The 26,333-nt window shown below is 37.5% G+C and carries 21 protein-coding genes; 8 read left to right on the forward strand and 13 right to left on the reverse strand.

The genetic code is table 11. From position 1 onward, the window contains the following. From HDE68_RS04365 to HDE68_RS04390, 6 genes are all read left to right on the forward strand, one after another. Entirely contained in the window at positions 1 to 645 is a 645-nt protein-coding gene (locus tag HDE68_RS04365; RefSeq protein WP_183879276.1) for a flavin reductase family protein, read from the forward strand. A 15-nt stretch (positions 646 to 660) separates the two neighbouring features. Beyond that, positions 661 to 1,905 carry an NAD(P)/FAD-dependent oxidoreductase gene (locus tag HDE68_RS04370; RefSeq protein ID WP_183879278.1) on the forward strand — a complete coding sequence of 415 codons (1,245 nt, stop codon included), beginning with the start codon at positions 661 to 663 and terminating at the stop codon, positions 1,903 to 1,905. Between the two features lie 52 nt (positions 1,906 to 1,957). Then, positions 1,958 to 2,116, forward strand: coding sequence for a deoxyribodipyrimidine photo-lyase (locus tag HDE68_RS26685; RefSeq protein ID WP_411267914.1), 159 nt, complete (start codon positions 1,958 to 1,960; stop codon positions 2,114 to 2,116). A 12-nt stretch (positions 2,117 to 2,128) separates the two neighbouring features. Next, on the forward strand, positions 2,129 to 3,625 hold the full coding sequence (locus HDE68_RS04380; protein ID WP_183879282.1) for a cryptochrome/photolyase family protein: 1,497 nt from the start codon (positions 2,129 to 2,131) through the stop codon (positions 3,623 to 3,625). Beyond that, entirely contained in the window at positions 3,622 to 3,771 is a 150-nt protein-coding gene (locus HDE68_RS04385; protein WP_183879284.1) for a DUF2256 domain-containing protein, read from the forward strand. Before HDE68_RS04380 ends, HDE68_RS04385 begins: the two co-directional genes overlap by 4 nt. A gap of 65 nt (positions 3,772 to 3,836) precedes the next feature. Then, positions 3,837 to 5,063: a family 16 glycosylhydrolase gene (locus HDE68_RS04390; RefSeq protein WP_183879286.1), complete on the forward strand. Its 1,227-nt coding sequence runs from the start codon at positions 3,837 to 3,839 to the stop codon at positions 5,061 to 5,063. Between the two features lie 2 nt (positions 5,064 to 5,065). Here HDE68_RS04390 and HDE68_RS04395 read toward each other — a convergent pair whose 3' ends face one another. Continuing rightward, positions 5,066 to 5,995 carry a rhodanese-like domain-containing protein gene (locus HDE68_RS04395; RefSeq protein WP_183879288.1) on the reverse strand — a complete coding sequence of 310 codons (930 nt, stop codon included), beginning with the start codon at positions 5,993 to 5,995 and terminating at the stop codon, positions 5,066 to 5,068. A gap of 388 nt (positions 5,996 to 6,383) precedes the next feature. Between HDE68_RS04395 and HDE68_RS04400 the strand changes: the two genes are divergently transcribed. Beyond that, positions 6,384 to 7,427, forward strand: a complete 1,044-nt coding sequence (locus HDE68_RS04400; protein ID WP_183879290.1) for an AI-2E family transporter — start codon at positions 6,384 to 6,386, stop codon at positions 7,425 to 7,427. A gap of 125 nt (positions 7,428 to 7,552) precedes the next feature. Here the strand turns inward: HDE68_RS04400 and eptA are convergent, their stop codons facing one another. The 9 genes from eptA to HDE68_RS04445 form a co-directional block, all read right to left on the reverse strand. Next, entirely contained in the window at positions 7,553 to 9,097 is a 1,545-nt protein-coding gene (eptA, locus tag HDE68_RS04405; protein WP_183879292.1) for a phosphoethanolamine--lipid A transferase EptA, read from the reverse strand. Next, positions 9,078 to 9,950, reverse strand: coding sequence for a phosphatase PAP2 family protein (locus HDE68_RS04410; RefSeq protein ID WP_183879294.1), 873 nt, complete (start codon positions 9,948 to 9,950; stop codon positions 9,078 to 9,080). Before HDE68_RS04410 ends, eptA begins: the two co-directional genes overlap by 20 nt. A gap of 234 nt (positions 9,951 to 10,184) precedes the next feature. After that, positions 10,185 to 11,549: a RagB/SusD family nutrient uptake outer membrane protein gene (locus tag HDE68_RS04415; RefSeq protein WP_183879296.1), complete on the reverse strand. Its 1,365-nt coding sequence runs from the start codon at positions 11,547 to 11,549 to the stop codon at positions 10,185 to 10,187. 38 nt (positions 11,550 to 11,587) lie between these two features. Next, complete coding sequence (locus tag HDE68_RS04420; protein ID WP_183879298.1) at positions 11,588 to 14,662, reverse strand: SusC/RagA family TonB-linked outer membrane protein; 3,075 nt, start codon at positions 14,660 to 14,662, stop codon at positions 11,588 to 11,590. Positions 14,663 to 15,337: 675 nt separating this feature from the next. Continuing rightward, a complete protein-coding gene (locus HDE68_RS04425; RefSeq protein WP_183879300.1) occupies positions 15,338 to 15,946 on the reverse strand; it encodes a MarR family winged helix-turn-helix transcriptional regulator in 609 nt (202 codons plus the stop codon). Positions 15,947 to 16,004: 58 nt separating this feature from the next. Beyond that, complete coding sequence (locus HDE68_RS04430) at positions 16,005 to 17,156, reverse strand: lycopene cyclase family protein (protein WP_183879302.1); 1,152 nt, start codon at positions 17,154 to 17,156, stop codon at positions 16,005 to 16,007. A gap of 2 nt (positions 17,157 to 17,158) precedes the next feature. Next, entirely contained in the window at positions 17,159 to 17,620 is a 462-nt protein-coding gene (locus HDE68_RS04435; protein ID WP_183879305.1) for a sterol desaturase family protein, read from the reverse strand. Between the two features lie 42 nt (positions 17,621 to 17,662). Continuing rightward, on the reverse strand, positions 17,663 to 18,499 hold the full coding sequence (locus HDE68_RS04440; RefSeq protein WP_183879307.1) for a phytoene/squalene synthase family protein: 837 nt from the start codon (positions 18,497 to 18,499) through the stop codon (positions 17,663 to 17,665). A 3-nt stretch (positions 18,500 to 18,502) separates the two neighbouring features. Next, positions 18,503 to 20,002: a phytoene desaturase family protein gene (locus tag HDE68_RS04445; protein ID WP_183879308.1), complete on the reverse strand. Its 1,500-nt coding sequence runs from the start codon at positions 20,000 to 20,002 to the stop codon at positions 18,503 to 18,505. A gap of 279 nt (positions 20,003 to 20,281) precedes the next feature. Between HDE68_RS04445 and HDE68_RS04450 the strand changes: the two genes are divergently transcribed. Further along, the gene (locus tag HDE68_RS04450) at positions 20,282 to 21,064 is read left to right on the forward strand and encodes a tryptophan-rich sensory protein (protein ID WP_183879310.1); all 783 of its coding nucleotides are present in this window, start codon (positions 20,282 to 20,284) and stop codon (positions 21,062 to 21,064) included. 115 nt (positions 21,065 to 21,179) lie between these two features. Here the strand turns inward: HDE68_RS04450 and HDE68_RS04455 are convergent, their stop codons facing one another. The 3 genes from HDE68_RS04455 to HDE68_RS04465 form a co-directional block, all read right to left on the reverse strand. Then, positions 21,180 to 23,120: an oleate hydratase gene (locus HDE68_RS04455; protein WP_183879312.1), complete on the reverse strand. Its 1,941-nt coding sequence runs from the start codon at positions 23,118 to 23,120 to the stop codon at positions 21,180 to 21,182. A gap of 347 nt (positions 23,121 to 23,467) precedes the next feature. Then, positions 23,468 to 25,414, reverse strand: coding sequence for a tetratricopeptide repeat protein (locus HDE68_RS04460; protein WP_183879314.1), 1,947 nt, complete (start codon positions 25,412 to 25,414; stop codon positions 23,468 to 23,470). 88 nt (positions 25,415 to 25,502) lie between these two features. After that, entirely contained in the window at positions 25,503 to 26,315 is an 813-nt protein-coding gene (locus HDE68_RS04465) for an alpha/beta fold hydrolase (RefSeq protein WP_221300659.1), read from the reverse strand. Between the last annotated feature and the right edge of the window lie 18 nt (positions 26,316 to 26,333).

The following is a 26,333-nucleotide window of genomic DNA, read 5'->3' on the forward strand; positions in this document are numbered from 1 at the left end:
ATGATAAATATTAGTAGTGAGCAGATATATCAGTTAGAAAAACAATATAGGATAAGCCTGATTAATAGCTTAGTTGGTTATAAATCCCTAAATCTTTTAGGAACTGCCAGCAATGAAGGAATTACTAACTTGTGCATCATTAGTTCTGCCTTTCATCTGGGCGCTAATCCGCCGCTTTTAGGCATCGTGATACGACCAGAACGAGAGCAGAACAGCACACTCACCAATATTAAATCAACAGGTCACTATACTTTAAATAATGTATTACCAGAATGGTATATGCAGGCTCATCAAACCAGTGCCTATTATCCATCAGATGTATCTGAATTTGATACCTGCGGATTTCAGAAGTTATATACGAATCATTTTAAAGCACCCTTTGTAAAGCAATCAACCATTCGTATCGGTTTAGAACTGAGGGAAATTATTGACTTAGAGATTAACGGTACAACTATTCTGATTGGTGAAATTGTTCATATTCTTGCCAACGACGATATGATAGCAGCAGATGGTACTGTTGATCATGTCAAGGCAAAAACAATGTCAGTTGCCGGCTTAGATGCCTACTTTCTTCCGCAGGCTGTTGGTCGTCTGGCTTATGCCAAACCAGGGATTGAACCTCATGAATTAAACAAGTCCTATTAATTTTTGCTATCAGATATGGAAAAAGATGTGATTATTATTGGTGCGGGTTTAGCTGGTTTAACAGCAGCCAGGGTTCTAAAGGCATCCGGGAAATCGGTCCTTGTTATTGAAGCTTCCGACGCGGTAGGTGGCAGAATACGCACAGATAATGTAGAGGGTTTCTTGTTAGACCGTGGTTTCCAGGTTTTATTAACTGCCTATCCGGAAGCGAAACGCTTTTTAGACTATAATGCGCTAGAAATTTGTAGGTTTAATGCAGGGGCATTGATCTTAAATGAAAGCGGGATTTCGAAGATTGGCGATCCGCTGCGGCAACCCGGTATGCTCATCAATACTTTGTTTTCTCCTGCCGGAACATTTGCCGATAAATTACGGATGCTGCGGCTAAAACTGAAACTTACACGCAAAACCATAGAAGAAATCTTTTTAGAAAAGGAAATTACAACTATAGATTACCTGAAAAAGGAAGGGTTCAGTGAAATCATGATGAGTCAATTCTTTAAGCCTTTTATGACAGGTATTTTTCTGGAAAATCAGTTGAGTACTTCTAGCCGCATGTTTGAATTTGTATTTAAAATGTTTAGTGAAGGAGATGCAGCTATCCCCGCTAAAGGAATGGGAATGATTCCGCTACAATTAGCAGAAGGCCTTTCTGCCGATGAAATTGTTTTTAATGAAAAAGTAGAGCTTATTGATGGAGGGACTGTGATAACGTTTTCAAAATCAATTTACCGGGCTAAGTATATTCTCATTGCCACTAACCCTGCTCAAATGCCCGCTCCTTATGGGCAACAAATAGTAAAATCACATCATTCAGTTACTAATATGTATTTTAAAGCTGATAAAAAGCCATTTATAGCGCCCCTGATTGCTTTAAATACATTATCTGGAAAACTGGTTAATAATGTTGCTGTAATGAACCAGATTTCGTCAGATTATTCTGGTAACGGACAGGCCTTAATATCCGTATCACTTATTGGTAATCATTCAAAGGCAAACGAAACTCAACTTCAGGAAAAGGTGATAGCGGAAATAAGATTCTGGTTTCCTGAGGCAATCAACTGGACACATCTAAAAACCTATCATATTAATTATGCCCTGCCTAATGATGATCAGGTAACAAATGAACCCGGGCACAAATCCCAAAGATTAAATGACCAGTGTTTTGTATGCGGGGATTATTTGATGAATGGCTCTATTGATGCAGCAATGAAAAGTGGCAGACTGGCAGCTGAAGTCATTATCAGTGCTGCGGGATGAAATAATTATTTAACTACAATAAAATTTCTAAAAGGGATTAATTCTGCCCATGATGCCTGAAAAAAGAATCGCTTTAGTTTGGTTTAAAACTAACTTACGTTTACGTGATAATGAATGTTTGTTTAACGCGGTAGCAGAAAATGATGTGGTTATACCATTTTATTGTCTGGATGATTATCTTTTTCAAACAACAAAACCAGGTTTGGCTTAAATTCAATACAACATGTTAAATTCAGTTACCTTAATTTTTCCACACCAATTGTTTCAAAACCATCCGGCATTACAAAAAGACCGTGAGATTTATCTTGTTGAGGAGTGGCTTTTTTTTAAACAGTACAATTTTCACCGGCAAAAATTAGTACTGCATAGGGCAAGTATGAAATTTTATGAAGGCTGGCTACAGCAAAATGGATATACGGCTAATTATATAGAAACGTGTGTAAAGGAAAATGATTGCAGGATATTAGTGGCAAGCCTTGCCAAACAAAATATTGGGCATATACACATTTCAGCAGTAGCCGACAATTGGCTAATGCAAAGAATGCAAAGTGCCTGTTCTATAAATCAGGTTAAACTGCATGTTTACGATAGTCCTAATTTCTTGAATACTACACAAGATACGGCCAATTATTTCAGTAAAAGGAAAACCTATTTTCAAACCGATTTTTATATCTGGCAGCGAAAGAAAAATCATATTTTGCTGGAACAGGATGAAGAACCAACCGGTGGCAAATGGTCATTTGATGAAGATAACCGGAAAAAATTTCCTAAAAAGGAAAAAGTGCCCTTATTGGAATTGCCTAAAGAAAACAACTACGTTACTGAGGCAAAAGTATATGTGCAAAAACACTTTCCCAATAACTATGGTGAGATAAATACGCGGTGTTTATTTGTAGTCACCTTTCAGGATGCCCTAAATTGGTTGGATAATTTTTTAAAGAATCGCTTTGAAAAATTCGGTATTTATGAAGATGCTATCGTAGCAAAGGAGTCTGTGCTTCACCATTCGGTTCTTACGCCAATGCTTAATATTGGCTTGCTGCAGCCCGGGCAGATTATCACTGCGGCATTGGCGGCTGCAAAAAAATATAACACTCCTTTAAATTCCCTGGAAGGATTTGTACGCCAAATAATGGGATGGAGAGAGTTTGTTCACCTGGTATATGAACGTGAAAGCGTTAAGCAGCGCAATACTAATTACTGGAAATTCAAAAGAAAAATTCCCAAAAGTTTTTGGACCGGTGAAACTGGTATTTCCCCAATTGATATAACAATAAAAAAGATCTTGCAAACCGGGTATTGCCACCATATTGAAAGATTGATGGTGCTGGGCAATTTTATGCAATTGTGCGAATTTGATCCTGATGAAGTATACCGCTGGTTTATGGAGATGTTTATAGATGCCTACGATTGGGTGATGGTACCGAATGTGTATGGCATGACACAGTTTGCTGACGGTGGTTTGATGGTAACAAAACCTTATATCAGCGGCAGCAACTATTTGATGAAAATGAGCGACTATGAAAAGGGCGAATGGCAATCGGTATGGGATGGCCTATTTTGGCGGTTTATGCACGTACACCGAAACTTTTTCTTAAAAAATCCACGTTTAGGGATGCTGGTAAATATGTTTGATAAAATGGCTGCTGAAAAACAACATCTTCACTTAACCAACGCTGAGAAATTCTTAGAGCAATTGGATGACAAAATAAGCTCATGAAAAATGTAAAAAAACAAAATTTGCCTTCTAAAATTTGTCTAGTATGCAAAAGGCCGTTTATTTGGCGAAAAAAATGGGAGAAAAACTGGGATGAAGTTAAATACTGCAGTGATAGATGTAGAAACAGCAAATTACACCCTGGATAGAATGATGAAAATAACTGTATATTCCCGATGTTAGTTGTACAGTAGATAAAGCAGAAGGTAACTCAATGATAGCAGATATAGAAATTAGCAGATTAGCAACTGAAACTACTCAGCATTTTGCGTATAACAAGCCTGCTATTACTCCAATTAATGGTTTGGCACCCGGGCAGTCTTTAACATCTGAAGGATACCTAAAGGTAGTAGCCTGGGAAGATATCGTAAATAAACCTGATCCGTCTGTTGCCCGGGACCAATATAAATTCAGTCCATCAATAACCTGGGGAGATGAATTTAATTACACTGGTGCTCCTGATCCAAAGAAATGGAATATGAGTACCGGTAATGGATACTATGGCTGGGGTAATCATGAGCTTCAGCATTTCACTGGCAGATCAAAAAATGTGAAAGTGGAAGATGGTAAATTGAAGATTATTGCTTTAAATGAACCATACAATGGTTTCGATTATACATCAGGAAAAATTGTTTCCAACAAAAAACAACGTTATGGCAGATATATTATCAAAGCAAAAATGCCATTGGGTGCTGGACTCTGGCCAGCAATTTTTGGATTTGGCGAGCGTCACAAAGACTATGATCTGAAGACGTGGCCCAATTGCGGTGAATTTGACATTGTTGAAATTAAGGGGCAACATGATGGTGAATTAAACTATAATGTACATTCAGCTAAATCCTATGGTGCATCAAATATGGTTACGCTGCCAACTCATGTTACACTGAACAAGTTCAATGAATATAGAATCGACTGGACTCCTGATTATATCAAATGGTACTTTAATGGTACACTGATGCGTACATTCACCAATAATGGTAATGGATATGATGGATGGCCGTTCAATGATTACTTCGATCTGAATATTTGTCTAAGCGTCGGTGGTGATTTTGTTGGGAATAATATCAATAAAGTTGCTATGCCAGCGATTATGGAAATAGAATATGTTAGATATTATGCCTTGATCAATCTGAATAAAAAAAGTCAGTATGTGCAAAATCCAATTCAACCCCGTCTTTCCCCTGCATCAGCAAAAATCGTGAAAAGCGGATCGCAAACCTTTACAGTGACAAATGTACCTGCCAATACAACCGTACATTGGTATGCCTTAGGGAATGATCTGAGAGGTTTTGGATTATCAGGCTCTAAAATCACCATCACCTCAGCCATGTTGCAGGCAGGTGGTCTTTCCTCAGGATCATCCCTTGAATTTTTTGTGGATTTTATTGATGCAAATGGAGTATCCAGCAAAGCAACAAGGGGAACTTTAACCATTCAATAACCCTAATTGAAAGATACGCTCCCGCCTGATTTAGTCCATTCATCAAGTCCACCCAGTAGTGGTCTTATTCTTTTAAAGCCTGTCCTGCGCAATTTTTCAGCATATTTAGCTGCCGTGAGTTCATTGGGACAGGAACAATAGACGATTATCTCATCATACTCAGAATAGAGATTTGCAATCTCACTTAAATTAATATCACTGATAGGTATTGAGCCGGGTATAAACCCATTTCTTATCCGTTGATCTTCTGGGCGCGCATCAAATATGATATGACCTGATCTTTCCTGTATCAACTCAAACAGGTCATTGACAGTCACCCGATCAGTTCTAAATTGTCTGATAAGACGATACCGTTGTAACCATTTTACAAGCAGGTAAATACCAAAAGAGATGATAAGAGCGAGAACACCAAGCTTGCCGAATTCGGTTAGCGTGGCAATTAAGCTACCAATCTCATGGCGGAATAACACGCCCAGGCTAATGGCCGCTGTGCTATAAAAAACCGCAGCCATCAAAGAGAAGGCTATGAATGAAAATATAGGCATGGCGTAAACACCGGCTACTACCGGGGCTAATGTAGAAAGGCCCGGAACGAATTTTACAACTGTCAAAGCAGGTGGACCATAACGGTTAAAAATATCCCCACTGCTCTTTACGCACGAATCAGGCGATAGTGAGATCCTGCACAATTTTCCCAGAATACTTGTGCCTAGTCTTTTACCAGCAAAATATAAGATAGTGTCACCAATCAAAGAGCCGGCAGTTGCAGTCATGAGGAGTGAAATGATATCAATTGCTTTAGCAGGAGTGACAGCTGCAGTAACAATAAGAATCGCAAATGCAGGAAGGGGTAGTCCAATACTCTGGAATAGTGTAATAAGAAAGATTATCCAAAGCCCGTAGGTTTGTACCAGTTCAATTAATGTATTCATCGATTAGCGGACAGGAATCTAAATTAAAGATTTCTATGATCAGTTTTTTTCCAAAGTTAAAATTTTACGATAGTGTGCTTTTTAACATTACCCTGTAATTTCTTTAAGGCGCCAGATATACTGAGTTATTTACTGATTTCTCTTTTAATCTTTAAGTACCTGCACCGTTCAATTTACAGTCTCTGATCTGTAAAAGTATACATTATCAGTTTCTTATTAGTGATACTCGCTATTTCATGATAAAATAGAAGTATAACTTATTGTTAACTATCTTTGTATTTTTGAAATTATTCTTAAACGCTCTGCCTAAAAGCTCCGGTTTATAATCTGAACAGTATTTCTGTATCTATTATATCCTGTTTTCCGGAACATTATAAAATTGAAAATTATGAATATAGATCCATCATCCGGCAATACCAATAAAGAACTATCCTATATCCAAAAGGTCTGGCAGACTGTAGCCATTGTTGCCCTGCTGGTTGTAGTAATACTTATTGCCAGAGTTGCTTTCAATGTATTATTAATGATTTTAGCGGGCGCACTGATTGCCGTTTACTTTCATGGTTTTGGTGATTTGATTGAGCGTAAGACAAGACTGAACAGAAGGTGGAGTATGATCATATCTGTTGGAGGATCTTTTGTGTTTTTGGGCACGTTGTTATGGTTCATGGGCTCAAAAATGCAGGATCAGATTTCAGTACTTTCAGATTCACTGCCTAATACCATTACAGCAGCAAAGGTTAAAATGGATGAAACCCATACCGGCCGTAAAATACTTACTTATCTTTCCGGTGATAACTCGGAAAAACTATTCTCCACTGCCCAGCAGTTTTTTAGTACCAGTTTTGGCGTAATGGGTAATCTGTATGTGATTATATTACTGGCTATCTTTTTTACTGCAAACCCTTCCATTTATAAAGATGGGATTATTATACTGGTTCCATCTAAAAATAAGCCACTGGCAAGAGTTGCAATTGACCGCATCAGTACTGCACTTAAAGGTTGGCTAAAAGGCACCATGTTATCTATGGTGCTGATTACATTTATGATTGCAATAGGTTTGACTATAATGGGAATTCCAGGTGCAATGGTACTGGCAATGTTTACCGGGATGTTAAAACTGATTCCGAATTTTGGGTCTATGGCAGCAATGATTCCGGGTGTTTTGCTGGCGCTCACCGTAAGTACCAATACCGCAATTATTGTGGCATTAATTTATGTTATCTCTCAAACTATAGTAAGTAATATCGTAACTCCGTTAATTCAAAAGCGAATGATCAATCTGCCTCCCGCACTTACAATTATCAGTCAGGTTATTATGGGGACTTTATCCGGGGCACTGGGAATTATCCTGGCTGTGCCACTGCTGGCGATTGTAATTATCCTTGTTGATGAATTGTATGTAAAAAAAATGGGGACAGAGCGTAGCTAATACTGCCCGAAAAAAACGGACAGTATTACTTTTTGATCAGACTCTGTTGAAATTAAGAATTTGAGGCTGTTCGTCTTACGGGGTATTATCCACCTTTTAATTTTTCCCTTAATAGAGGAAGGCAATTATTTAAAAATGTTCATGTCCTCATTATAAACAGGGCTTTGTATGCTTAAAAAATTTAAAACACTATGAAACACATTGTTCTGAGATAACATCTTATTTGGTTTAAGTTGTTTTGAACTGTCAGATAACCACACTATAAAAGGAATCTCATATTGTTCTTTTGGAGCGATACTTATAGGTACTCCGTGCATAAACAGATTTTTTTCTCCTAAAGATTCTCCATGGTCAGAGACAAAAATCATGGCACTATTATACTCTTTTAGTTGTTTGAGATCTTCAATTACTTTAGATAAAATATAATCAGTATAGACAATCGTATTGTCATAAGCATTGATTAGCTCTGTCGAAGAACAATTTCCTAATTCGACACTATTACATACAGGTTTAAAAGTCTCAAATTGAGATGGATATTTCTTACTGTATGTAGGTCCATGACTAGTACTTGTGTGCAATACAATCAATATTTTATTTTTTTTACTGGCCAGTATCTGTTCTTTTAGGCCAGTCAAAAGAATCTCATCGTAATTACATCCGTCGCCTTTGCAATCTGGCATTAAAGCCTCTCTGCTTTGATAATTTTTTATGTGAACTGGTGGTTCTCCCCAGTTTGTGGTTCTCCAAATAACCTCTACATTGTTTCTATATAGATAATTGGGTAAAATCTCATATAAATCATCAGTATTTGCATACTCTAAAATACATTTTACACCTGCAGTAGTATAAGTTGCACAAGAAGTCGCATTAAAATGGAATAAATTAGGTGTTTTGGAGAGCAATGGATTCGTGTTTTTCTTGTAGCCATATAAAGAAAAATTTTGGCTTCTTGCAGATTCCCCTATGACTAAGACTACAACCGATTTCTTATTGTCTTTTATTGTAGCATTTGGCAATAAAATCTCTTTTTCATTTTTTTTGTATTTATGAATGTAAAAAAGAGAAGTATTTACTGTATAAGACCAGGGCATTGCAAGTGCACCTAATGTTTTTGAATTTTTATCAATCCATAGCCAATTGCTCGCATTGGCATATGCTAAAATTAGCATGAATAGCAAGGTAAGGGAAGATGTGATTGAAAACCTCTTCAATGTTACATTGATTATTTTGATCTTAATGATATAAATGGCAGGAATAATACCAAGTAGAATTATGTATATGATCAATTTTATAGAGAAAAAGCTGCTGGACTCTGCATAATTGGTATTGAGTATATTACCTATCATGCTTTCATCTATCATAACACCATAAGTATTAATAAAGTAAACTGCAATTGCGTTGATAATAAAAAATAGGGCCAATAAAAATTTCCCAACAAAACGTGATAGAAAAAAAAACAGGTAAAAAACAAAAAAATTCGCGACCAGCATGATCACAACCAGACTAACAATAAGAATAATGCCGTCCAAACTTTTATAATCAACTTTATTGAAGACAAAGTTGTAAAATGGGAGATGAAAGAATAAAAAATTAAGAAGGCTCATTAATAAAGCAAAATGAGTCAGACTTATATTATTGGTTAGTTTTAAATTATTTTTTAAGGTAAACATTAATAATCTTATATAGTGAAACGGACAAACTTGTTAATGATAAGTAGAATACTATCAAATTTTCATTCATTATTTTGTTGATTAATGAAATACAACAAATCAGAAAAAATAAGACAAAAATTGGATAGTATTTTTTATTGTTGATCCAAGTCCAGACATTATATTTTTCGTTGATAAAAATACCTAAAAGTCCCGAGATATATCCGATAATACTGCCTATAATGACATCAAGCGGATAATGTGCTCCTACACCTACTCTCGCAAAGGCAAAAAATAATCCTGTAATCACGATAAAAATAGACCATAGGATTTTATATCCCAGCTTTTTGGGCATAAATCCAAACAACAGAACCGTGAGCATTGTAAAAACTGTAATGGAGTGTCCGGAAGGTAAACTGTTGTTTCCTGTCAATGCTTTTCCGAGGATAACAAAACTATGATTATCGAATACCTCAGCAGCTCTCGGTACTGCAAATATTTTTTTAAGTACACTGGCAAATATTAATGAAACAAGCGAAGCTGATATTAAAGACTCCCAGATTTTTGGGGCATACAGAACAAAAATGCTTAGGAATGATAAAAAAACTATCTCATCTCCAAACTGGTTAAGGTTAAATAGTGCATTTGGGTATTGTGATAATTTTGAATTAAGATAAAAGAAACAATTCTTTTGAATTTCTATGTATTTATAAACAGATAAGGAGTCGTGTTGATAAAGAAATAAAACGATTGTGATTAATAAAAAAGCGGGTAAGACAAATAAAGATAATTTGAGTTTTGAAAAGTTATTAATAACATTGGTATTCACTATGTTATTTGTTGATAGATTTGTCCTGATATGTTTATTTAACATAAATACTGATGCTTTTATACCTTATTGAGTTCTTGAAATATTTTGCAAAACAAAGTGCCGAAAATACAACTAAATAAGATTGCTTATTGTATTTTTTTCGTTCATTATAATCGTAAACAATATAGTACTATGTCAGGGTACTGTGCTAAAAGAGCAAGCAGGTGAATTAATCACCTGCTTGCTCTCCGGGTACTACAAATAACGGTATTTGAATGGATTAAAGTTGATGCGTTACTACTTTCCCCAATTCACTTCTGCTAATGGTACTGGCATAGCATCAAAAATGGTTTGTCCGGTCTGATCGATCGGTAATTGATTTAAACGGTTATAGCGTCGCATATCAATCCAGCGATGTCCTTCGTAAAACAAAGAATATCTCCTTTGTTTTAAAAGCTCATCAATTAAAGCCGGTTTGGTTACTAAACCAGAGTAAGCGGGAAGATTCCCTGCGTGAGTCCGTATCACATTAAGCGCTTGTACTGCATTTTGGAGCTGCCCCAGCTGAATCATACATTCGGCATAGATTAATACCAGTTCTTCGTTCCGGATGATTGATACAGGAGACCGGTTGGAAGGATAGAGACTTACATCATAAGAACCAGTGATACCTACCAGGTTCAATGCAGAACTGCGTTGGGTTACTTTGTTCAGGCGCATATCACCTGGCTCAGCATCCTTAATGAACGAGTTGTTTGCTACTACAGATACCGAATTGTTCAAGGCTTGATAAAGAGGGTTTAGCACATCTGGTGTGACACCCCAGTTAAATACTGGTCCTGTTGATAAAGAACCGTCGATTTTAAAATAAGAAGAATTTAAGTCGGTCAGTGCAGCTTGCCAGTCTTGCTGATAAATGGCCACGCGCGCAGCAATCGCCCGGTTGAACTGAATAAATGTCAATGGTGTATCAAAACCTGCAAAACCAGGAGGCGCATTGAACATAAAAGAGTTTCCACCTTGTTTTAATTGTTCCTGCGCTGTATCGAGCAGGTTTTTTATTGCTGTAAGGCTGGCGTCGTAAGAAACAAAAGGACCTGGCTTTAAATAATTCGTAAGATCTGTACGAATCCCGTTTTTCCCCTGCATATTTAAAATATGAAGCATCTCGAATGCGATAATCGTATTGGAAAAACCCTGAATACCCGATTTCTCCTGACTATTAATGGAACCAGTATTCATTGCGGACTGCTGCAATATAGCTGCAGTTTGCCTTGCACTGCTAAAGGAGAAATAATATCCATTGTAAAAGGCTCCCGGGTCAAGTGTACCATTCAGGCCGGCCAGCTCATTTACCCATCTTGTTTCTGACTGATTCATTACATATACCTCACGGCCCAGTGTCCCTGCTACTTTGCAATAAGACTCATAGCTACTGGTTCCATTTCCAGGGCTGGTATTGTAACCTGTACGCATGGCCGAAAATGTTCCGGTAGCTAATTGTATGATTTGACTACGGGTAGCATTCTTAAGTACTGTCGATAATTCAGCTCCGTTAGGATTGTTGATTTCAGGGTTATCTATGGTACTCTTACAAGAAAAAGCGATGCACAAAATTGCTATTCCTGCTACTATAGACAGTTTATTGTTAATACGTGTCATAATTATATTTTTGAATTTGAATAAATTTTGGCCCGCTATCAGAACTCAACTCCAAGATGAAATAAGAACCGTTTAGTATAGGGTGCGCTTACAATATCATAGTTGCTGCCAACCGAAGTCTGTCCAAAAGCAGAAACCTCAGGATCTAAACCAGTATATTTAGTAATTGTAAACAGGTTGTTTCCAGACACACCTACTTTCAATCCCTTTACTGCATTGCCAAATAGCCTTTGTAAATGTTCTTTGGAAAAGCTATAATTAAGGGCTGCTTCCCTAAGTTTCAGATAACTTGCAGATTCTATAAAATAACCTGCGTTAAGGCCAATTTGTCTGGCCAGACCAGTAGGTATAGCAGGGCCCGGCATGATATTTCCTGAGCCGTCAAGATGTGTTGGTACCATCCAGTCTGGACTTTGTCCCCCCTGATCGAGTTGAAACCTGGTGAAATTACTTACATAACTGCGGAAGTTCCAATGCAATAAGAATGAAAACTCAAAATGTTTCAGAAAATCTATCTTGTTATAACTTGTCATTTGGAATTTAGGTTGTGCATCTCCGTATTTTGTAAGGGTACCATCAGGTTTTAACGGAGTTCCGACAAACTCTGTAGGTGACTGACCTACTCTAAGTTCATTGAATCCATAGAGCGCGCCAAGGTTAGGGCCAGCAGCAGAAGGCGGGATGATTAACCGGGTAATCTTGCTTCTGTTGAACCAGTAATTGAGGATGGTATTCCATCTGAAATCCGGACGGTTTACAGGTGTGGCACCAAGAGATATTTCAAGTCCTTTATTTTGCAAATCACCAATCGGGTAACCTGTAATGCCCGAATAACCTACCGATGGTGCAAGCGTGAAGGGCTGCAATAAGTTCTTCACCTTTTTATCATACAATGTTACTTCGAGTGTAATCGCATTGTTGAAAAAGCCCATATCTGCGCCATATTCAATTTCGCTGGCTATTTCGTACTTAATTTTATCATTACCAATAGTAATAGGTGCAGTAAGCCCCAGATTATTATTGTAAACTGTTGGGTTTAGCTGGCTAAAGTTACTTCCAAAAGCTGCGGGGCCACCTGTCTGACCATAGGCAGCTCTTAATTTAAGCTGATTGATCGCATCAGTCTTCCAGAAATCAAACTTGGTCAGATTTACGGCCACTGCGCCTTTTGGGAATGGATAAAAGGAGTTGTACGATGTGTTAGTTGTATTCTTATCAATTCTTAAAGCAGCTGTAGCTATTACGCGGTCTTTCCAGTTTAGCTCATGCTGTAAAAATGCTCCTGTGTTGATTATTTGCTGTGAATAGCTATAATTTGAACGTACTGCCGCATTAACAGGGTTCATCTGTCCCATTTCTAAACCTTCTCCCTGTACGGCATTAACTACTAAATTCTGATTGAAACGTACTAAACCTGCTGATGTTTTATTGGTAAAATCTTTTCCTTCCAGTGTATTGACCAGGGCCAGTTGGAAATTGGTATTAATACTCCTGTCATTTGTAAACCTGGATGCCCCCGGATAACCACTGATTGCATTGATCTGTGACTGCGCATCATCTGGTGCATAAAGTTTAGCCTCAGTCAGTAAATAATCTAATCCACCCTGAAAGCTTGCTTTTAACTGATGATGATCGTTTTTTACAATAGAATAGTTGGTCGTGAAAGATTCAATAAAACGATTGGTTGTCTCCCTGTTAATGAAAGCATCGATAACATGAAAAGGGTTTTCTGCATAGTAGGGGTTAACCGGATAAGTACCGTCAGCAAGACGATGTATTTGTGCATAAGAAGGCAGCGAAGTCAAGTTGGTGCCAATATCAACCCCGTTGTTATCATTGTTTTCCCAACCTCTGTCGGTCACATTATTAATGTAATTGGAGTTAAATTGCACGTCCCATCTGTCATTGACATTATGATTGATATTTGCACGCACTGTTGCCCGTTTAAACCCTGTATTTTTAGTAAGCCCATCTTCATGATTATAACCTCCTGAAATATAGAACCGGGTGTTTTCAGACCCGCCGCTAAGCCCCAGCTGACTATAGGTGCCCAGTGCAGTACGACCATAGATTTCCTTGGGATAATTATAAATCTGTCCCGCAGATTTCGCTTGCTGATAAGCTGCGATCTCCGATGCCTGTTGTGCGGGGTCACTGTAAAATGCTTTAATCTTATCTTCATCCCAGCTACCGTAAGGGAGTAATTTAGTTGCCGAAATAGCAGCTATATCCTGGGTGAAGTTAATTTTTGTCGGGCCGTTAAATCCCTTTTTTGTCGTAATGATGACCACACCTGCATTGGCTAATGTACCATAGATTGCAGCGGCACTTGATCCTTTGAGTACCTCTACAGACTCTATATCTGCTGCATTTATATCTGCCAGGCGGTTAGCTAGATTATCCTGGCCTTTGGAGATACTATTCGCACCAGTAAATGCATTGGTACCTCTTCCTGCATCAAAACTTGAGTTGTTGAGAATCACACCATCCATAATAAACAGCGGTTGTGAGCTGCTGGTAATGGAAGAAATCCCTCTCAACTGCATGGAAACACCTCCACCCGGTGCACCGCTCATTTGAGTAATGGTAGCGCCTACAATTTTTCCGCTAAATGCAGCGTCAACCGTTGATGGGGTAGTGGTTCCGGTAAGGCGGGCTGCGGAAAGTGAAACGATTGCATTGGCGGCATTGCTTCTTTTGATACTGGTTGCCAGCCCCGAGGTGATCACCACTTCTGTGAGCACGTGTCCTGCCGGGTCAAGTATAACATTGAAGACGGGAGAAGATCCGGGTTTAAGTTGCTGAGTTTTATAGCCTATTAAGCTGAAATTGATCATGTTTTCTTTTGCAGGAAGCATAAGCTTATAATTACCGGTTGAATCTGATGTTGTCCCGGTTTTTGTTCCTATAACATGGATGTTGACACCTGTCAGGATTTCGCCTTTTGAAGAAGTTACCGTTCCTGTGAGTACAGTTTGGGCAAAAACATTCGCCGGATTTAAAAACATTATCATGCAGGCGATTGCAATTATGGATTGATGAGCAGAAAAAATTCCTTTATAGATTTTTCTGAACACTGATTTTATAATAGTTGGAATTAGAAGTGTTTTCATATTCACTGATTAATTTTTTTAATGAAGTATTTCTTTTGACTTGATGTATCATATTTCTTAATTTACTGGCATAAATCCCGGAGGATCTGTACCCATTTTATCAGATAGAAGATGTATCAGTATTTACTTTGTACTACTGTTTTCTTCTAATAGCTGGCTTTGAATTGTATTTCTCATTATCATTGATTTACTAATAAAATAATTTTGTGTAATAGGTAGACTACACGATAAATGTTTTACCGTAATTGGATATAACCTGGCCGCTCTGTCTCCATTCTATTTGTTTTTAAGTGAGTAATTGATTTTATTTTTGGAATCCGGCACGAAGATAGAATGGCTCTTTTATATGGATGGTTAGAGCGTAATTAAAAAAAAATTATAAATTCATTGGAATTAGAATAGTGGGATTTCATATCAGTATATGAATAAAAAGAAGTGACCAGATTGAATACGAATGGGACATGATCAATTTTAAGCCTGGTCAGAAAACCAAGCCCCTAAAGGTTCAACAGCATTGATTAAGAAATGTCTGTTATAGTTAGAGTAGCCTAACCTGAGCGTAGGGAAAGGTAAGCAAAATTTGACACTCAACTAACCGCCTATAATGGCACAGTATGGTTTAAGGGCCTGAGTTGAATTGTTGTTTTTATAAATTAAAATATCAATTGGAGAACGTTAAAACATTCCGTTTGATTCGGTTTGATGAACTTTTTCAAGCTTTAAAAGTATGTTTATAAGGTTCATTTTCTCGTTGTGTGAAAGTGGTCCGGTCACCCTGGCAGATGCTTTTCTAATATTTTCCATGCTTTCATTCAGGAGTTTTTCCCCTTTTGGAGTGATATGAATCATTTTATTTCGTTTATCACTATCTAAAGCGTGCTGTTCTGCCCACTCATTTTTAATCAGCCTGTTAATAATTTGTATCCCGGCAGATTTTTCGTGAATATTTAGTCTGATGAGGGACGTTTTACTCATACTTCCAAATGAAACTAAGCTGATTAAATAAATAAACTCATCGGGAGTTGAAAAAGGAGTATTTGCTATAGCGGTTTTTGCATGTATTTTTGCATACCTGTAAAGATGTACCAGCGAAGTATTGATTACACTATCTGCAGAGCGTCCTTTAGCTTTTCCTTCCCATTCGGGTTCTGGTAAATCATTATTGAGGTTAGAATGCTGATCGAGCCAGTGCCTGAATGTATTTAGATCATGTGTAGTGTGAACCGACTCTTCTTCATATGTTTTCACAAGAGTAACCAGTTCGTTAATTAAGTCGTATAACATGATTCAGTGGATTTAATGTAAGTTTAGTAATTTAGGTTAGTTTCTGAAAAGAATCGAATTAAGCTATTGTTTTTAGCGTTCGATTTAACAAGGCAAGTGTAAACTCCTTTTTATTTAAAGTGCTAAAGATTTGTATTTCTTCCATAAGTGAGGTCTCATTATCCAGAAATTTCAAAATTTGTTTTGCCTTATTTTTTTCGAACAACTCTGAAAAAATTTCTTCACCAGAAAGGCGTCGGCTACCGAGTAAATGTAAAAGGATAGCATCATAAGTCTTAAATCTATTTGGAAAAACAGATGAAATAATTGGATTTCCGGATTTTGTTAACCCCTCTGCAATGGCGCTGGTATGTTTCTGTATAAAACGAAAAGTATAACCTGTAGATCCCTTAGTAAATCCACCGGCAGTGCCGAGATAAATAATACGGCCTTGTTGTCTTTGGGCAGGGTGGTCAGACATTGGAATTACACCGTATTCCTGCTCTTTAATAGTGTATTTTTTACAATGCAGTTGTTCCTCAATATACTGTTTTAAGGCGGTCGTATAATCTTCAGTTGCCAATTCCTGTTCAGAAAAGACTGTATATTCTACTAAAGCGAGCTTTGGACTTAAGGGCAGCACATAGACGAATGAAGTTCCTGTTTGCTGAGGAGTTTTAAAGTCCATTAGGGTTGCACATTCAGTGTCAAAAATGGCAGTTTCTGTTTCTATAACCCATCCCATGAAATGCTGTAGCAAATATTGGTAACGTTCCGGTCTTTTATTCTGGATACGTGGAATGCTGGAGAAAGTATAATCCGAACTATAGACTTCTCCGTCTATAATTGCATAGGCCTGTTGGTTTTCTGTATAAAGCCTTTCAACATTTCCCTGTATTGTAATAATGTGTGGATTCCCTGATAGTTTTTCGTCAGTATAGGTATAGAAGTCAGCTGCCCGGATCATTTTATATGTATAAGGATAGATATTTAATTCCTGCTGGATGAAATGGCTGGAGAACAACAAACGATTCCATTTTTTGTATACTACTGGTTCAAATACATCTGCATGCTCTTCCCAGAAACACCACGTTTTATCATTACCTTTTTTAGGTAACTTGTCTACAAGCAAAAGTTGTTTATTAGAAGCTTTGAGATAAGGCAGCATACGTACAGCCAGGCTACGGCCAGAACATCCTCCACCTGCAATAATATAGTCAAAGTGCTTCATAATTATTTTTTTTGAGACTGCTGCCAGTATTTTCTGGAAGCGTATAACATACCAAATGATTCCCCGTCGTGCCTGTCCAGATACTTATGATGAATTTTATGTGCGCGTTTAATGGTTTTAATGTACCTGTTATTACTTCGTGAAAACCATTTGAAGCGTTGATGGATAACCACATCATGTATAATAAAATAAGCGATGCCATAAATAAAGATACCTAGTCCTATGTAAAACATCCAATTGAACCCTGATTTAGCCCCAAAGAAAAAAAGAAGAATGCTTGGAGTTGCAAAGATTAGAAAAAAGGCGTCATTCTTTTCAAAGAAATGAGGTTTTTTTTGATGATGATCTTTATGCAGTACCCATAGTAAACCATGCATTACAAATTTATGTGTAAACCAGGCAACTCCTTCCATAAAAATGAAAGTGCCTGTTGTAATGAATAAATAAATAATCCAGCTATTCATTTTAATGCAATTTAGAATTGGATAAAAAGTTAGTATATATTATCATATCGTGTTCGTTTTATACCTGATAATGGAGTCGAACATCAATCCGAATTTATGTGCATTAGAGATTCTGATCCGCCCGGACATTACTTTCTCAGCGGTACTGCTTTTGATTTTATTAAATAAATTCTTATAATAAATATATGCGAGATGAACACCATTTCTGGATGATGAAGGTAATTGCCTGATTCCGGCTAAGGCCAGTTCAAAGTCAGCTTCTATTTCTTGCTCAATGATCTTTTTTTCAATGTTAGAAAAGGCAGATAAGTTTACGTTTGGAAAATAAGTACGGCTTAAGTTGTAATAGTCTGCATTTACATCTCTGAGGAAATTGACCTTTTGGAATGCAGAGCCTAATTTCATCGCTGAATCTTTTAGTTTTTCATACTGTATTTTGTCTCCTTCGGTAAAGATATATAAACACATGAGGCCTACTACCTGAGCAGAACCAAGAATATACTGATTATACTTTTCAGGTGTATAATATTCTTGTTTGAGATCCATTTCCATGCTTTGAAGAAATAATTCTATCAACTCTTTATCGATATCGTATTTGTTGACAATTTGCTGAAATGAGTTGAGCACAGGGTTTAGGCTTATTCCGTCATCTATGGCCTCAAAGCAATCTCTTTTAAATTTTGAAAGTAAAATTACTTTGTCATAGTCATGAAAGCTATCGACGATTTCGTCTGCCAGCCTTACAAATCCGTATATCGAATAAATGGGGTGACGTAGTCTTTCTTCCAAAAAATAAATACCCAATGAAAAACTTGTACTGTAACGTTTAGTTACCATTTTGCTGCATTGTGCAGAGAACTTGTCAAATATTTCTTTCATGATTTATTTCTTTAAGTACTTTATAAGTTGGTGAGCTGCAACATTCCCTGAAATGATAGATGGGGGAACTCCGGGGCCAGGTACAGTGAGCTGCCCGGCATAAAACAAATTGTTTATTTTTTTATTCTTTAATGATGGTTTCAGGTTTGCTGTTTGCATCAGTGTATTAGCCAAACCGTAAGCATTTCCCTTATATGAGTTATAATCTGTTATGAAATCACTTACGCAATAGCTTTTTTTATAATCAAGATACTGACGGATAGGGGTTCCGGTATAAGTTTCAAGCCTATCCATGATGATGTTGAAATATTGTTCTCTAATCGTTTCGGGATCTTTTACATCCGGAGCAAGAGGCATTAAAATAAATAAATTCTCATGCTCATTTGGTGCAACCGTAGAGTCGGTGATACTTGGGCAACATACATAAAACAAAGGTTTGGAAGGCCATTGAGCTTCTTTATAAATTTCGTGTGCATGTTGTTTTAAATCTTCGTCAAAGAAAAGTGTATGATGATTCAAACGGGCTACTTTAGTGCTAACCCCTAAATAAAAGATTAGGCAGGAGGGGGCAAGAACTCTGTTGTCCCAATATCTTTCTGAATAATTTCTATGGGTTTGATTCAGCAGTTTTTCTTCAATATGATGATAGTCAGCAGCAGCAATAACGCCATCGTAAGGTTTAGTTCCTTGCGCTGATGTTAAATTTACAACGCTTTTTCCTTGTACCTCAAGTGCAGTTACAGCTGAATTGGTATGAAATTTTACACCTTGTTTTTCTGCAACAATTTTCATTGCCTGAATCACTTTTCCAAAACCACCTTTTGGATACCAGGTGCCTAGTTTTAAACCTGCATAATTCATCAGACTATATAATGCGGGTGTGTCATCAGGCATAGCACCAAGAAAAAGAACAGGAAACTCCATTAAAGCTACGAGCCGGGGATCTTTGAAGTGCTTTTTTACATGGGCACTAAAAGAGGTAAATACCTGCAATTTGAACAAGCCTTTGATCAGATCCTTGTCTGCAAATTCAAATAAGGAAAGACCAGGTTTATAAACGAGCTTTTCCATTCCTATTTTATATTTATATTCTGCCCCGGCGAGGAAACGCTTTAGACTCTCTGCACTTCCGCTTTCTATAGATTCAAATAACTGACATAGTTCTTCGAAGTTAGCTGGAATGTTCAACACATCATTGGCACCGAAAACTACACTAAAGCCGGGGTCAAGCAATTGCAACTCATAGAAATCTTCTGCTTTGTGACCAAAGTCATTGAAAAACTTTTCAAATACTTCAGGCATCCAGTACCAGCTTGGACCCATATCAAATACATAACCATTCTCTGTGATGAGTTGACGTGCCCTTCCTCCAATTTCCGGATTTTTTTCATAAACATCTACCTTATAACCTTGTTTTGCCAGGTAAGCAGCAGAACTTATGCCTGCAAATCCAGAACCTATAACAGCTATTTCTAATACTTCTTGTTTCAACTCTTTTGGCATTCAGTCAGTTCATTGCTTTAAATAGTGAATCTCATTTATTTATATTTATTAGTTCAAATATATACTAATAAAGTTTATTATTGCACTAATGTGGTTTAATTTTGTACTTATGTGGTTTAATTTTATACTCATAAAAATTGATCAGAATTTCTATAGAAACTAAATCCACTGTTGAGTTGTAATTATAAGGAAATGAAAAACTGCTCACCGGTTCAACCGGTTATATTGCTTTATTAAACAGACCAGGAAAATTTTAAATATATTTTAACAAATAGAACTATGAAAAAGATACTCTCAATAGCTAATGGAATTGCTCTGATTGTCACGATTTTGATCAATTATCTCTCTAATGCAGGAATATTGAATGGTAATACCATGAAAACTGTATCTGATAAATACTTTAATTATTTTACACCTGCAGGTTATGCTTTTTCAATCTGGGGACTTATTTATCTTGGTTTATTGGGTTTTGCATTTTATTCATGGCGTAATCTTTTGAAAGAGAAAGAAGAAGATTCGATACTTTTGAAAATTGGTTGGTGGTTTGTGCTTTCTTGTTGTGCCAATTCCCTTTGGGTTATTGCCTGGTTATATGACTACACTGGTCTATCAGTTCTTATTATGGCTTTTCTATTGATTTCACTACTAAAAATTATTATTAATACACGTATGGAATTGGATGCCCAACCCTTTAAAAAGTATCTCTTCGTGTTTTGGCCCTTTGCATTATATTCCGGATGGATCTCCGTCGCTTTAATTGCCAATATTGCTGCTTTCCTGACCAAAGTTAATTGGAGTGGATGGGGCATTTCGAATGTTACCTGGACAATTATTATGATTTGTGTTGCAGGTTTAATCAATATATTCATGATCAGCGTACGCAATCTTCGCGAATATGGCGTAGTAGGGATATGGGCATTATTAGCTATTTCTGTATCCAATACTCATACGAATGGCAGTACTGCCGTAGCATATACCTGTTATATTGTTGCCGTGATCTTACTGGTTTTTATTGGAATAAGTGGTTTGAAAAATAGAGATAGTTCATTTGAAAAGATGTAGGAATTAAAAAGGTGGCTTCAACATTCTTTAATCATAAAAAAGCCCTTATTTATTTGTAAATAAGGGCTTATGTGTAATGTAAATGAACATCCGGACTCTCTTTTCTAAATATTTACTAGTCTTTAAATCCCTTTATCCAATCTTTGAATTTGTGGACTTGTTCTAATATAAAAGGTTCATGTTCTTCTTCTCCTTCGGGGCCTGCCGGTAAAATATGTTCAAAATAAGTTCCTTTCAATACACTGCGTAATATCCCTTCACCCAAAAATGGCTTATTATCATTTAATGTTTTTGCCGCTTTGAGTAAATGTCGGATATCATATTGCAGGGGATTAATATCAGGTACCTGTTTGTTCAGGTTTAATAATTTATAAACAGCTATTCTCGCTGTTCTCACAGAACTCTCCATAGTAAATACCACATCATTGTTTGTTTCTACAAACTGTCCGATCAATCCCAGGTTTTTACAGCCTTGCGGAACAACCCCTGGGCGGTCACCTTTAGCCCGTGGCATAAACATCGAAGTAATATAAGGCATGAAAGCAGTCCGTACAATTGTATTTTCTACCACATTATCCAGCTGGTCAATAATACCGGTATGGTAACATAATTCGGCAAGGATCTCATTTCCTGTACATTCAGGCATTGTTTTTTTGATGTAATTTCCAGTTTTGTCCATGAATAAAGCATAGACCCAAAGTACCAGGATATCATCTGGTTGTTCTGGGAAATGAGGCTGTCTGTTACAAGTAAAGCTCATTAACCAGTTAGAGTCTGTAATGGTAATAATTCCTCCGGTAGCTGTTTTTCCAGAGTAGGGGTCATTTACACAATATTGCTTTAGCTTTTCGACCAGTGCAGAAGGCCTGCAGGTTAAGGTCACAGATTCCCATGCTGATTTTTCAATATTGCTGCAGAATTTTTCTGGTTTACCAAAGATATCTGATTTAGCAGCGAGATTTTTCCATAATTTCCATCCGCCACTTTTTCCGCTTGTAGTATTGTCAATAGCTATGACGGGAGCTTTATTATTATCACCGTAAAAAGTATCTTCGGTCATTGAACCGGTGGTTACAATCACATAATCCTCTTTTCCAACCGGTATTTTAACTTCTTTTCCATTTTGTTCTGTAATAATGCCTTCTACTACTTTTCCTTCGGTATTGATATGGATATCCAGGTCATTGATCAGTGTATTGAACTGAATGTTCACGCCCTGATCCTTCAGGTAATTGCGTAGAGGCGTTACAAAGGTGTCATATTGATTATATTTAGGGAATACTAAAGATGAAAAGTCGTTTAATCCATCAATAGCATGCAGAAAACGATGCATATAAAGTTTTAATTCCAGTAAGCTGTGCCAGTTTTCAAAAGCAAACATGGTTCTCCAATACGTCCAGAAATCGCTGATTAAGAAAGTTTCACTGAAATAATCTTCAATTGTCAGATCGTCCAGTTCTTCCTTTTTCTTAAGCAGAAGTTTAATAATAGCCAACTGGTCTTTTTTATTCAGACCGAATTTGCTGAAATCTTTTATTTCTCCTTTCTGATGAATAAGCCGGGCCTTTGAATAATTCGAGTCATTATCATTGATTAACCGATATTCATCTAAAACAGTATATGGAGCAGGCATTTCAAGTGCTGGAATATCCTGGAATATATCCCATAGGTTTTCGTATGTCATGTCCATTTCCCGGCCGCCCCGGATAATATAACCTTCTTTTGCATTACCTGCGCCATCCAATGACCCACCGTCGATATGCAATTGTTCTAAAAAATGGATATTTTTCGCAGGTACCCGGCCATCACGAATAAAATAATAGGCGGTAGCCATACCGGCAATACCACTTCCTATAATGAAGATTTTACTATCCTTATATGATTTAGAAGGAATCCCTCTATTGCGTTGATAATTTCCAATCTGATCTGAAAAGGGCATGGATTTTTGTGGTGTATTACGTTGCTGCTCTTTACTGGAATCAGGTTCATGATCCACATTTCCATTATTTGGTGAAGCGTTTAAAATTTTGTCGAATTTAGAGGTAATTGCTTTCATTGTTTCTTGTTTTAATATTGAAATAAAGAAGACTATAGTACCGGTCTGCACGTATTCATATGCAGGTTCTGGAATTCATTTCTTATAGATTTATAATGTCTTTAAGAAGAGGGCTAACACATTTTCTTACTGCATATAGTAGTTAACAGTTTAACTCATTATATGTTTTATTCCAAATTGGTCGTTTGTATATCTTCCTGATTTAATATGGTTAACTATTTGAATCAAAGATATAGCGGGATACAGGGGATTTAAATGTAAAGAATCAATCAAAATGATGATGTATATCACTTTAGTAAATGGGAATGATTTCGCCACTCAAAATGGATTTTTATAATCTTTTGGCGTTATCTTCTCTTGAGCGTGAAAAAGAACTCAGAACCCTCACCAACTACACTTTCTACCCATATATTTCCATCATTAGCACTAATAAATTCTTTACAGATAACCAGGCCAAGACTGGTGCCTTTTTCATTATTTGTACCCATCGTACTTACATTATTTACACTGAATATAGACTTTAAACGTGAAGGCTCTATTCCAATTCCGCTATCTCTGAACTGGCAAATGACCAGATTCTCCTGATAAGCCCGTACCGATATACGAATAGTCCCTCCAACAGGGGTGAATTTTATTGCATTAGACAAAATGTTTCGAACTAGAAAATCAAGATGATCTGCATCACAAAAAACACGCATATCTGGTTCGATATCCTGTTCAATAGAGATTGATTTCTGGGCGGCCATTTCCTTTAACAGTGAAACATTGCGCTTAATTTTCTTTTCAGGACTAACATCGCTCTGATTGATCATAATCCCTTTTAATTGCATTTGTCCCCAGCGCAGAATAAGATTCAGCGTATCCAGTGTAGCATTACATTGTAATTCCAGTTTACTGAGCATGAGCGATTTTTCCTCGTCAGATAACCAGCCTCTGTTTATCAATACGAGAAGGTTGAGAATTGAAGCCAGCGGAGCTTTCAGGTCATGTCCAAGAATTGAAAAAAGCTTGTCTTTTACATTATTTGACTGTGTAAGATCTGTATTGGCTTTGTTCATGAGCCGGTTCAAATTCCTGATCTTAAAAAAGTAAGCACCCAGGATAAGCAGTAAGGCTGTACTACCTGATATTATCCAGAACATAATTTTTTGTTCGAGCAGTTGTTGACTATTCACAAATTTCAGCTGTGCAACTTTAGCCTCAGATTTGGTGAGTTCGTATTGTGCCTGCAGATTAGATATTTTAACAGATATATCCTTGAAGTAAAAACTATCAGCGATACTATATTGCCTGCTTCTTGCCTGATAGGCGGCTTTAAAATCTCCTGATTTTTCATAAAGGGCAGCAATATGAGATAAGGCTTCAAGAATCTGTTTATTGGCTTTTTTAGTTTGCCCTACTGTCAGTGCTTGCTGAAGGTAGTTTAGTGCTATTTCCCGGTTAGAATTGCTGTAGCTTTCTGCAAGTGCTATCAGGCTCTGAAACTCTCTGATGCTATTACTGATCTTTCTTGATTTTAGCAGGGCTCCCTTCTGAAGTTCAATAGCTTTTGCTATTGCCCCTGATTTTGCATATGCCTGGGCTAGGCCATTGGTAAGGGAAATATTTAACCCCATCATCTCAGGATAATCACTTTGACTAATGCCCTTTTCAAAATAGTAAATGGCTTTGGACAGCTCACCGGTTTCTCGGTAGGCAATTCCAAAATTCAGACAGGTGTTTAACTTTAGACTGGAAAATGGAAGTGTATTACCAATTGCTTCAGCTCGCTTATAATAGGAAATTGCGCGTTGATAATTATGGCGGAAAGCATATACTTCCCCAAGAGTAATGTATGACTCCATAATTCCACTTTTATCCTTATTTTGTTCGCTTATTTTTAATGCCTGAAGAAAATATGGGATGGCCATTGCCGAATTACCTTTCCTGTTTTCGACAACCCCCAGCCGGATATTCTCTTTAATAATTCCTTTATAATTATTCAGTCGTTTGTAGATCTCAAGTGCTTCCAGATAGTGTTGTCTCGAAGATTCTGCATCTCCTGAGTTGTCATCAATCATGCCCATCTGGTTGAGCATTCTGGCCACACCTTCCTCATCCTTAGTTCTTTTTGCCAGATCCATTCCAAGATTCACAAAAAAAAGGGCAGAATCCGGTTTGTCATAGCGGTAATGAACGACTAACTTTTCGTAGGCGTCAATATCTGGTAAAGAAGGATTTGATTTTACAGGCTTTTGGAACCCATAAAGAATCTGAAAACAACAAGATAGAAAAACAATGAGGGACGTACGCAAAATCGACATAGCAGGATTACCAGGACAGGCACCAAAGATAATAGTTTGCTATCAAAAGCAATACAAAACATGATGGAGTCTTTCAAAATTACAGCCAGCTATGTACTTTCAGAATCGCATCTGAAAATACCTTTGGATTTTCCTGCGGCACATTGTGACCAGCATCGGCAACTAAATGCTCATGTCGCCCAACAAACAAACTGGCATGGTCCGCTGTTCCATTAGGCTTAAGCGGATCGTTTGCCCCATCAATTGTAACTGCTGGTACTATAATCCCGGGCTTTTTTGCCAAAATATTCTCCAGCTCCTGAAAAGCAGCGTCTCCTTGATCAAGACCATGCATAAAGCGGTAGCAATGTATAACAATCTCCACAAAGTCAGGATTTTCGAAAGCGGCAGCCGTCCGGGCATAGGTTGTTTCGTCGAATTTCCAGTTAGGTGACCATTCACTCCACAATACCCGGCCCATTTCGTATCGGTATTTGGTCAGGCATTCACGACCGCGTTCAGACTGAAAGAGATGCTGATACCAGTATGTATGTTCAAGAGATGGGGTAACAGCATGCCTTTGTCCTTCCACATCTATCACGTCGTAACTCGCATATGATACCAAACCACCAATTTTTTCGGGCCAAAGAGCTGCGGCAACGCATGACGCATTACCGCCCCAATCAAAACCTCCAAGTATAGGCATCTCTAACCCAAGTGCGTCAGAAAGCTGGATGATATCTGTAGCCCGGGCAGCTTGCTGCGCGTTACGTGTGGCATCTTTAGAAATGAAGCTGGTCTGGCCAAACCCACGGGTATAGGGGGTAATTACTCTTGCCCCTGAATCTTTCAAAATGATTGCTGCTTCATCGAAAGCATGAGCATCATAGGGGAATCCGTGAGAAAGTATCACAGGCCAGCCATCGGCGGG

Source organism: Pedobacter cryoconitis, from assembly GCF_014200605.1.
GTDB classification, from domain to species: domain Bacteria; phylum Bacteroidota; class Bacteroidia; order Sphingobacteriales; family Sphingobacteriaceae; genus Pedobacter; species Pedobacter cryoconitis_B.

Coding starts and splice junctions, on each gene's coding strand:
- HDE68_RS04370 (WP_183879278.1), top strand. CDS start 661: ATGGAAAAAGATGTGATTATTATTGGTGCGGGTTTAGCTGGTTTAACA.
- HDE68_RS26685 (WP_411267914.1), top strand. CDS start 1,958: ATGCCTGAAAAAAGAATCGCTTTAGTTTGGTTTAAAACTAACTTACGT.
- HDE68_RS04450 (WP_183879310.1), top strand. CDS start 20,282: ATGAAAAAGATACTCTCAATAGCTAATGGAATTGCTCTGATTGTCACG.
- HDE68_RS04395 (WP_183879288.1), bottom strand. CDS start 5,995: ATGAATACATTAATTGAACTGGTACAAACCTACGGGCTTTGGATAATC.
- HDE68_RS04400 (WP_183879290.1), top strand. CDS start 6,384: ATGAATATAGATCCATCATCCGGCAATACCAATAAAGAACTATCCTAT.
- HDE68_RS04380 (WP_183879282.1), top strand. CDS start 2,129: ATGTTAAATTCAGTTACCTTAATTTTTCCACACCAATTGTTTCAAAAC.
- eptA (WP_183879292.1), bottom strand. CDS start 9,097: ATGTTTACCTTAAAAAATAATTTAAAACTAACCAATAATATAAGTCTG.
- HDE68_RS04385 (WP_183879284.1), top strand. CDS start 3,622: ATGAAAAATGTAAAAAAACAAAATTTGCCTTCTAAAATTTGTCTAGTA.
- HDE68_RS04420 (WP_183879298.1), bottom strand. CDS start 14,662: ATGAAAACACTTCTAATTCCAACTATTATAAAATCAGTGTTCAGAAAA.
- HDE68_RS04425 (WP_183879300.1), bottom strand. CDS start 15,946: ATGTTATACGACTTAATTAACGAACTGGTTACTCTTGTGAAAACATAT.
- HDE68_RS04430 (WP_183879302.1), bottom strand. CDS start 17,156: ATGAAGCACTTTGACTATATTATTGCAGGTGGAGGATGTTCTGGCCGT.
- HDE68_RS04445 (WP_183879308.1), bottom strand. CDS start 20,002: ATGCCAAAAGAGTTGAAACAAGAAGTATTAGAAATAGCTGTTATAGGT.
- HDE68_RS04440 (WP_183879307.1), bottom strand. CDS start 18,499: ATGAAAGAAATATTTGACAAGTTCTCTGCACAATGCAGCAAAATGGTA.
- HDE68_RS04410 (WP_183879294.1), bottom strand. CDS start 9,950: ATGTTAAATAAACATATCAGGACAAATCTATCAACAAATAACATAGTG.
- HDE68_RS04365 (WP_183879276.1), top strand. CDS start 1: ATGATAAATATTAGTAGTGAGCAGATATATCAGTTAGAAAAACAATAT.
- HDE68_RS04455 (WP_183879312.1), bottom strand. CDS start 23,120: ATGAAAGCAATTACCTCTAAATTCGACAAAATTTTAAACGCTTCACCA.
- HDE68_RS04415 (WP_183879296.1), bottom strand. CDS start 11,549: ATGACACGTATTAACAATAAACTGTCTATAGTAGCAGGAATAGCAATT.
- HDE68_RS04435 (WP_183879305.1), bottom strand. CDS start 17,620: ATGAATAGCTGGATTATTTATTTATTCATTACAACAGGCACTTTCATT.
- HDE68_RS04390 (WP_183879286.1), top strand. CDS start 3,837: ATGATAGCAGATATAGAAATTAGCAGATTAGCAACTGAAACTACTCAG.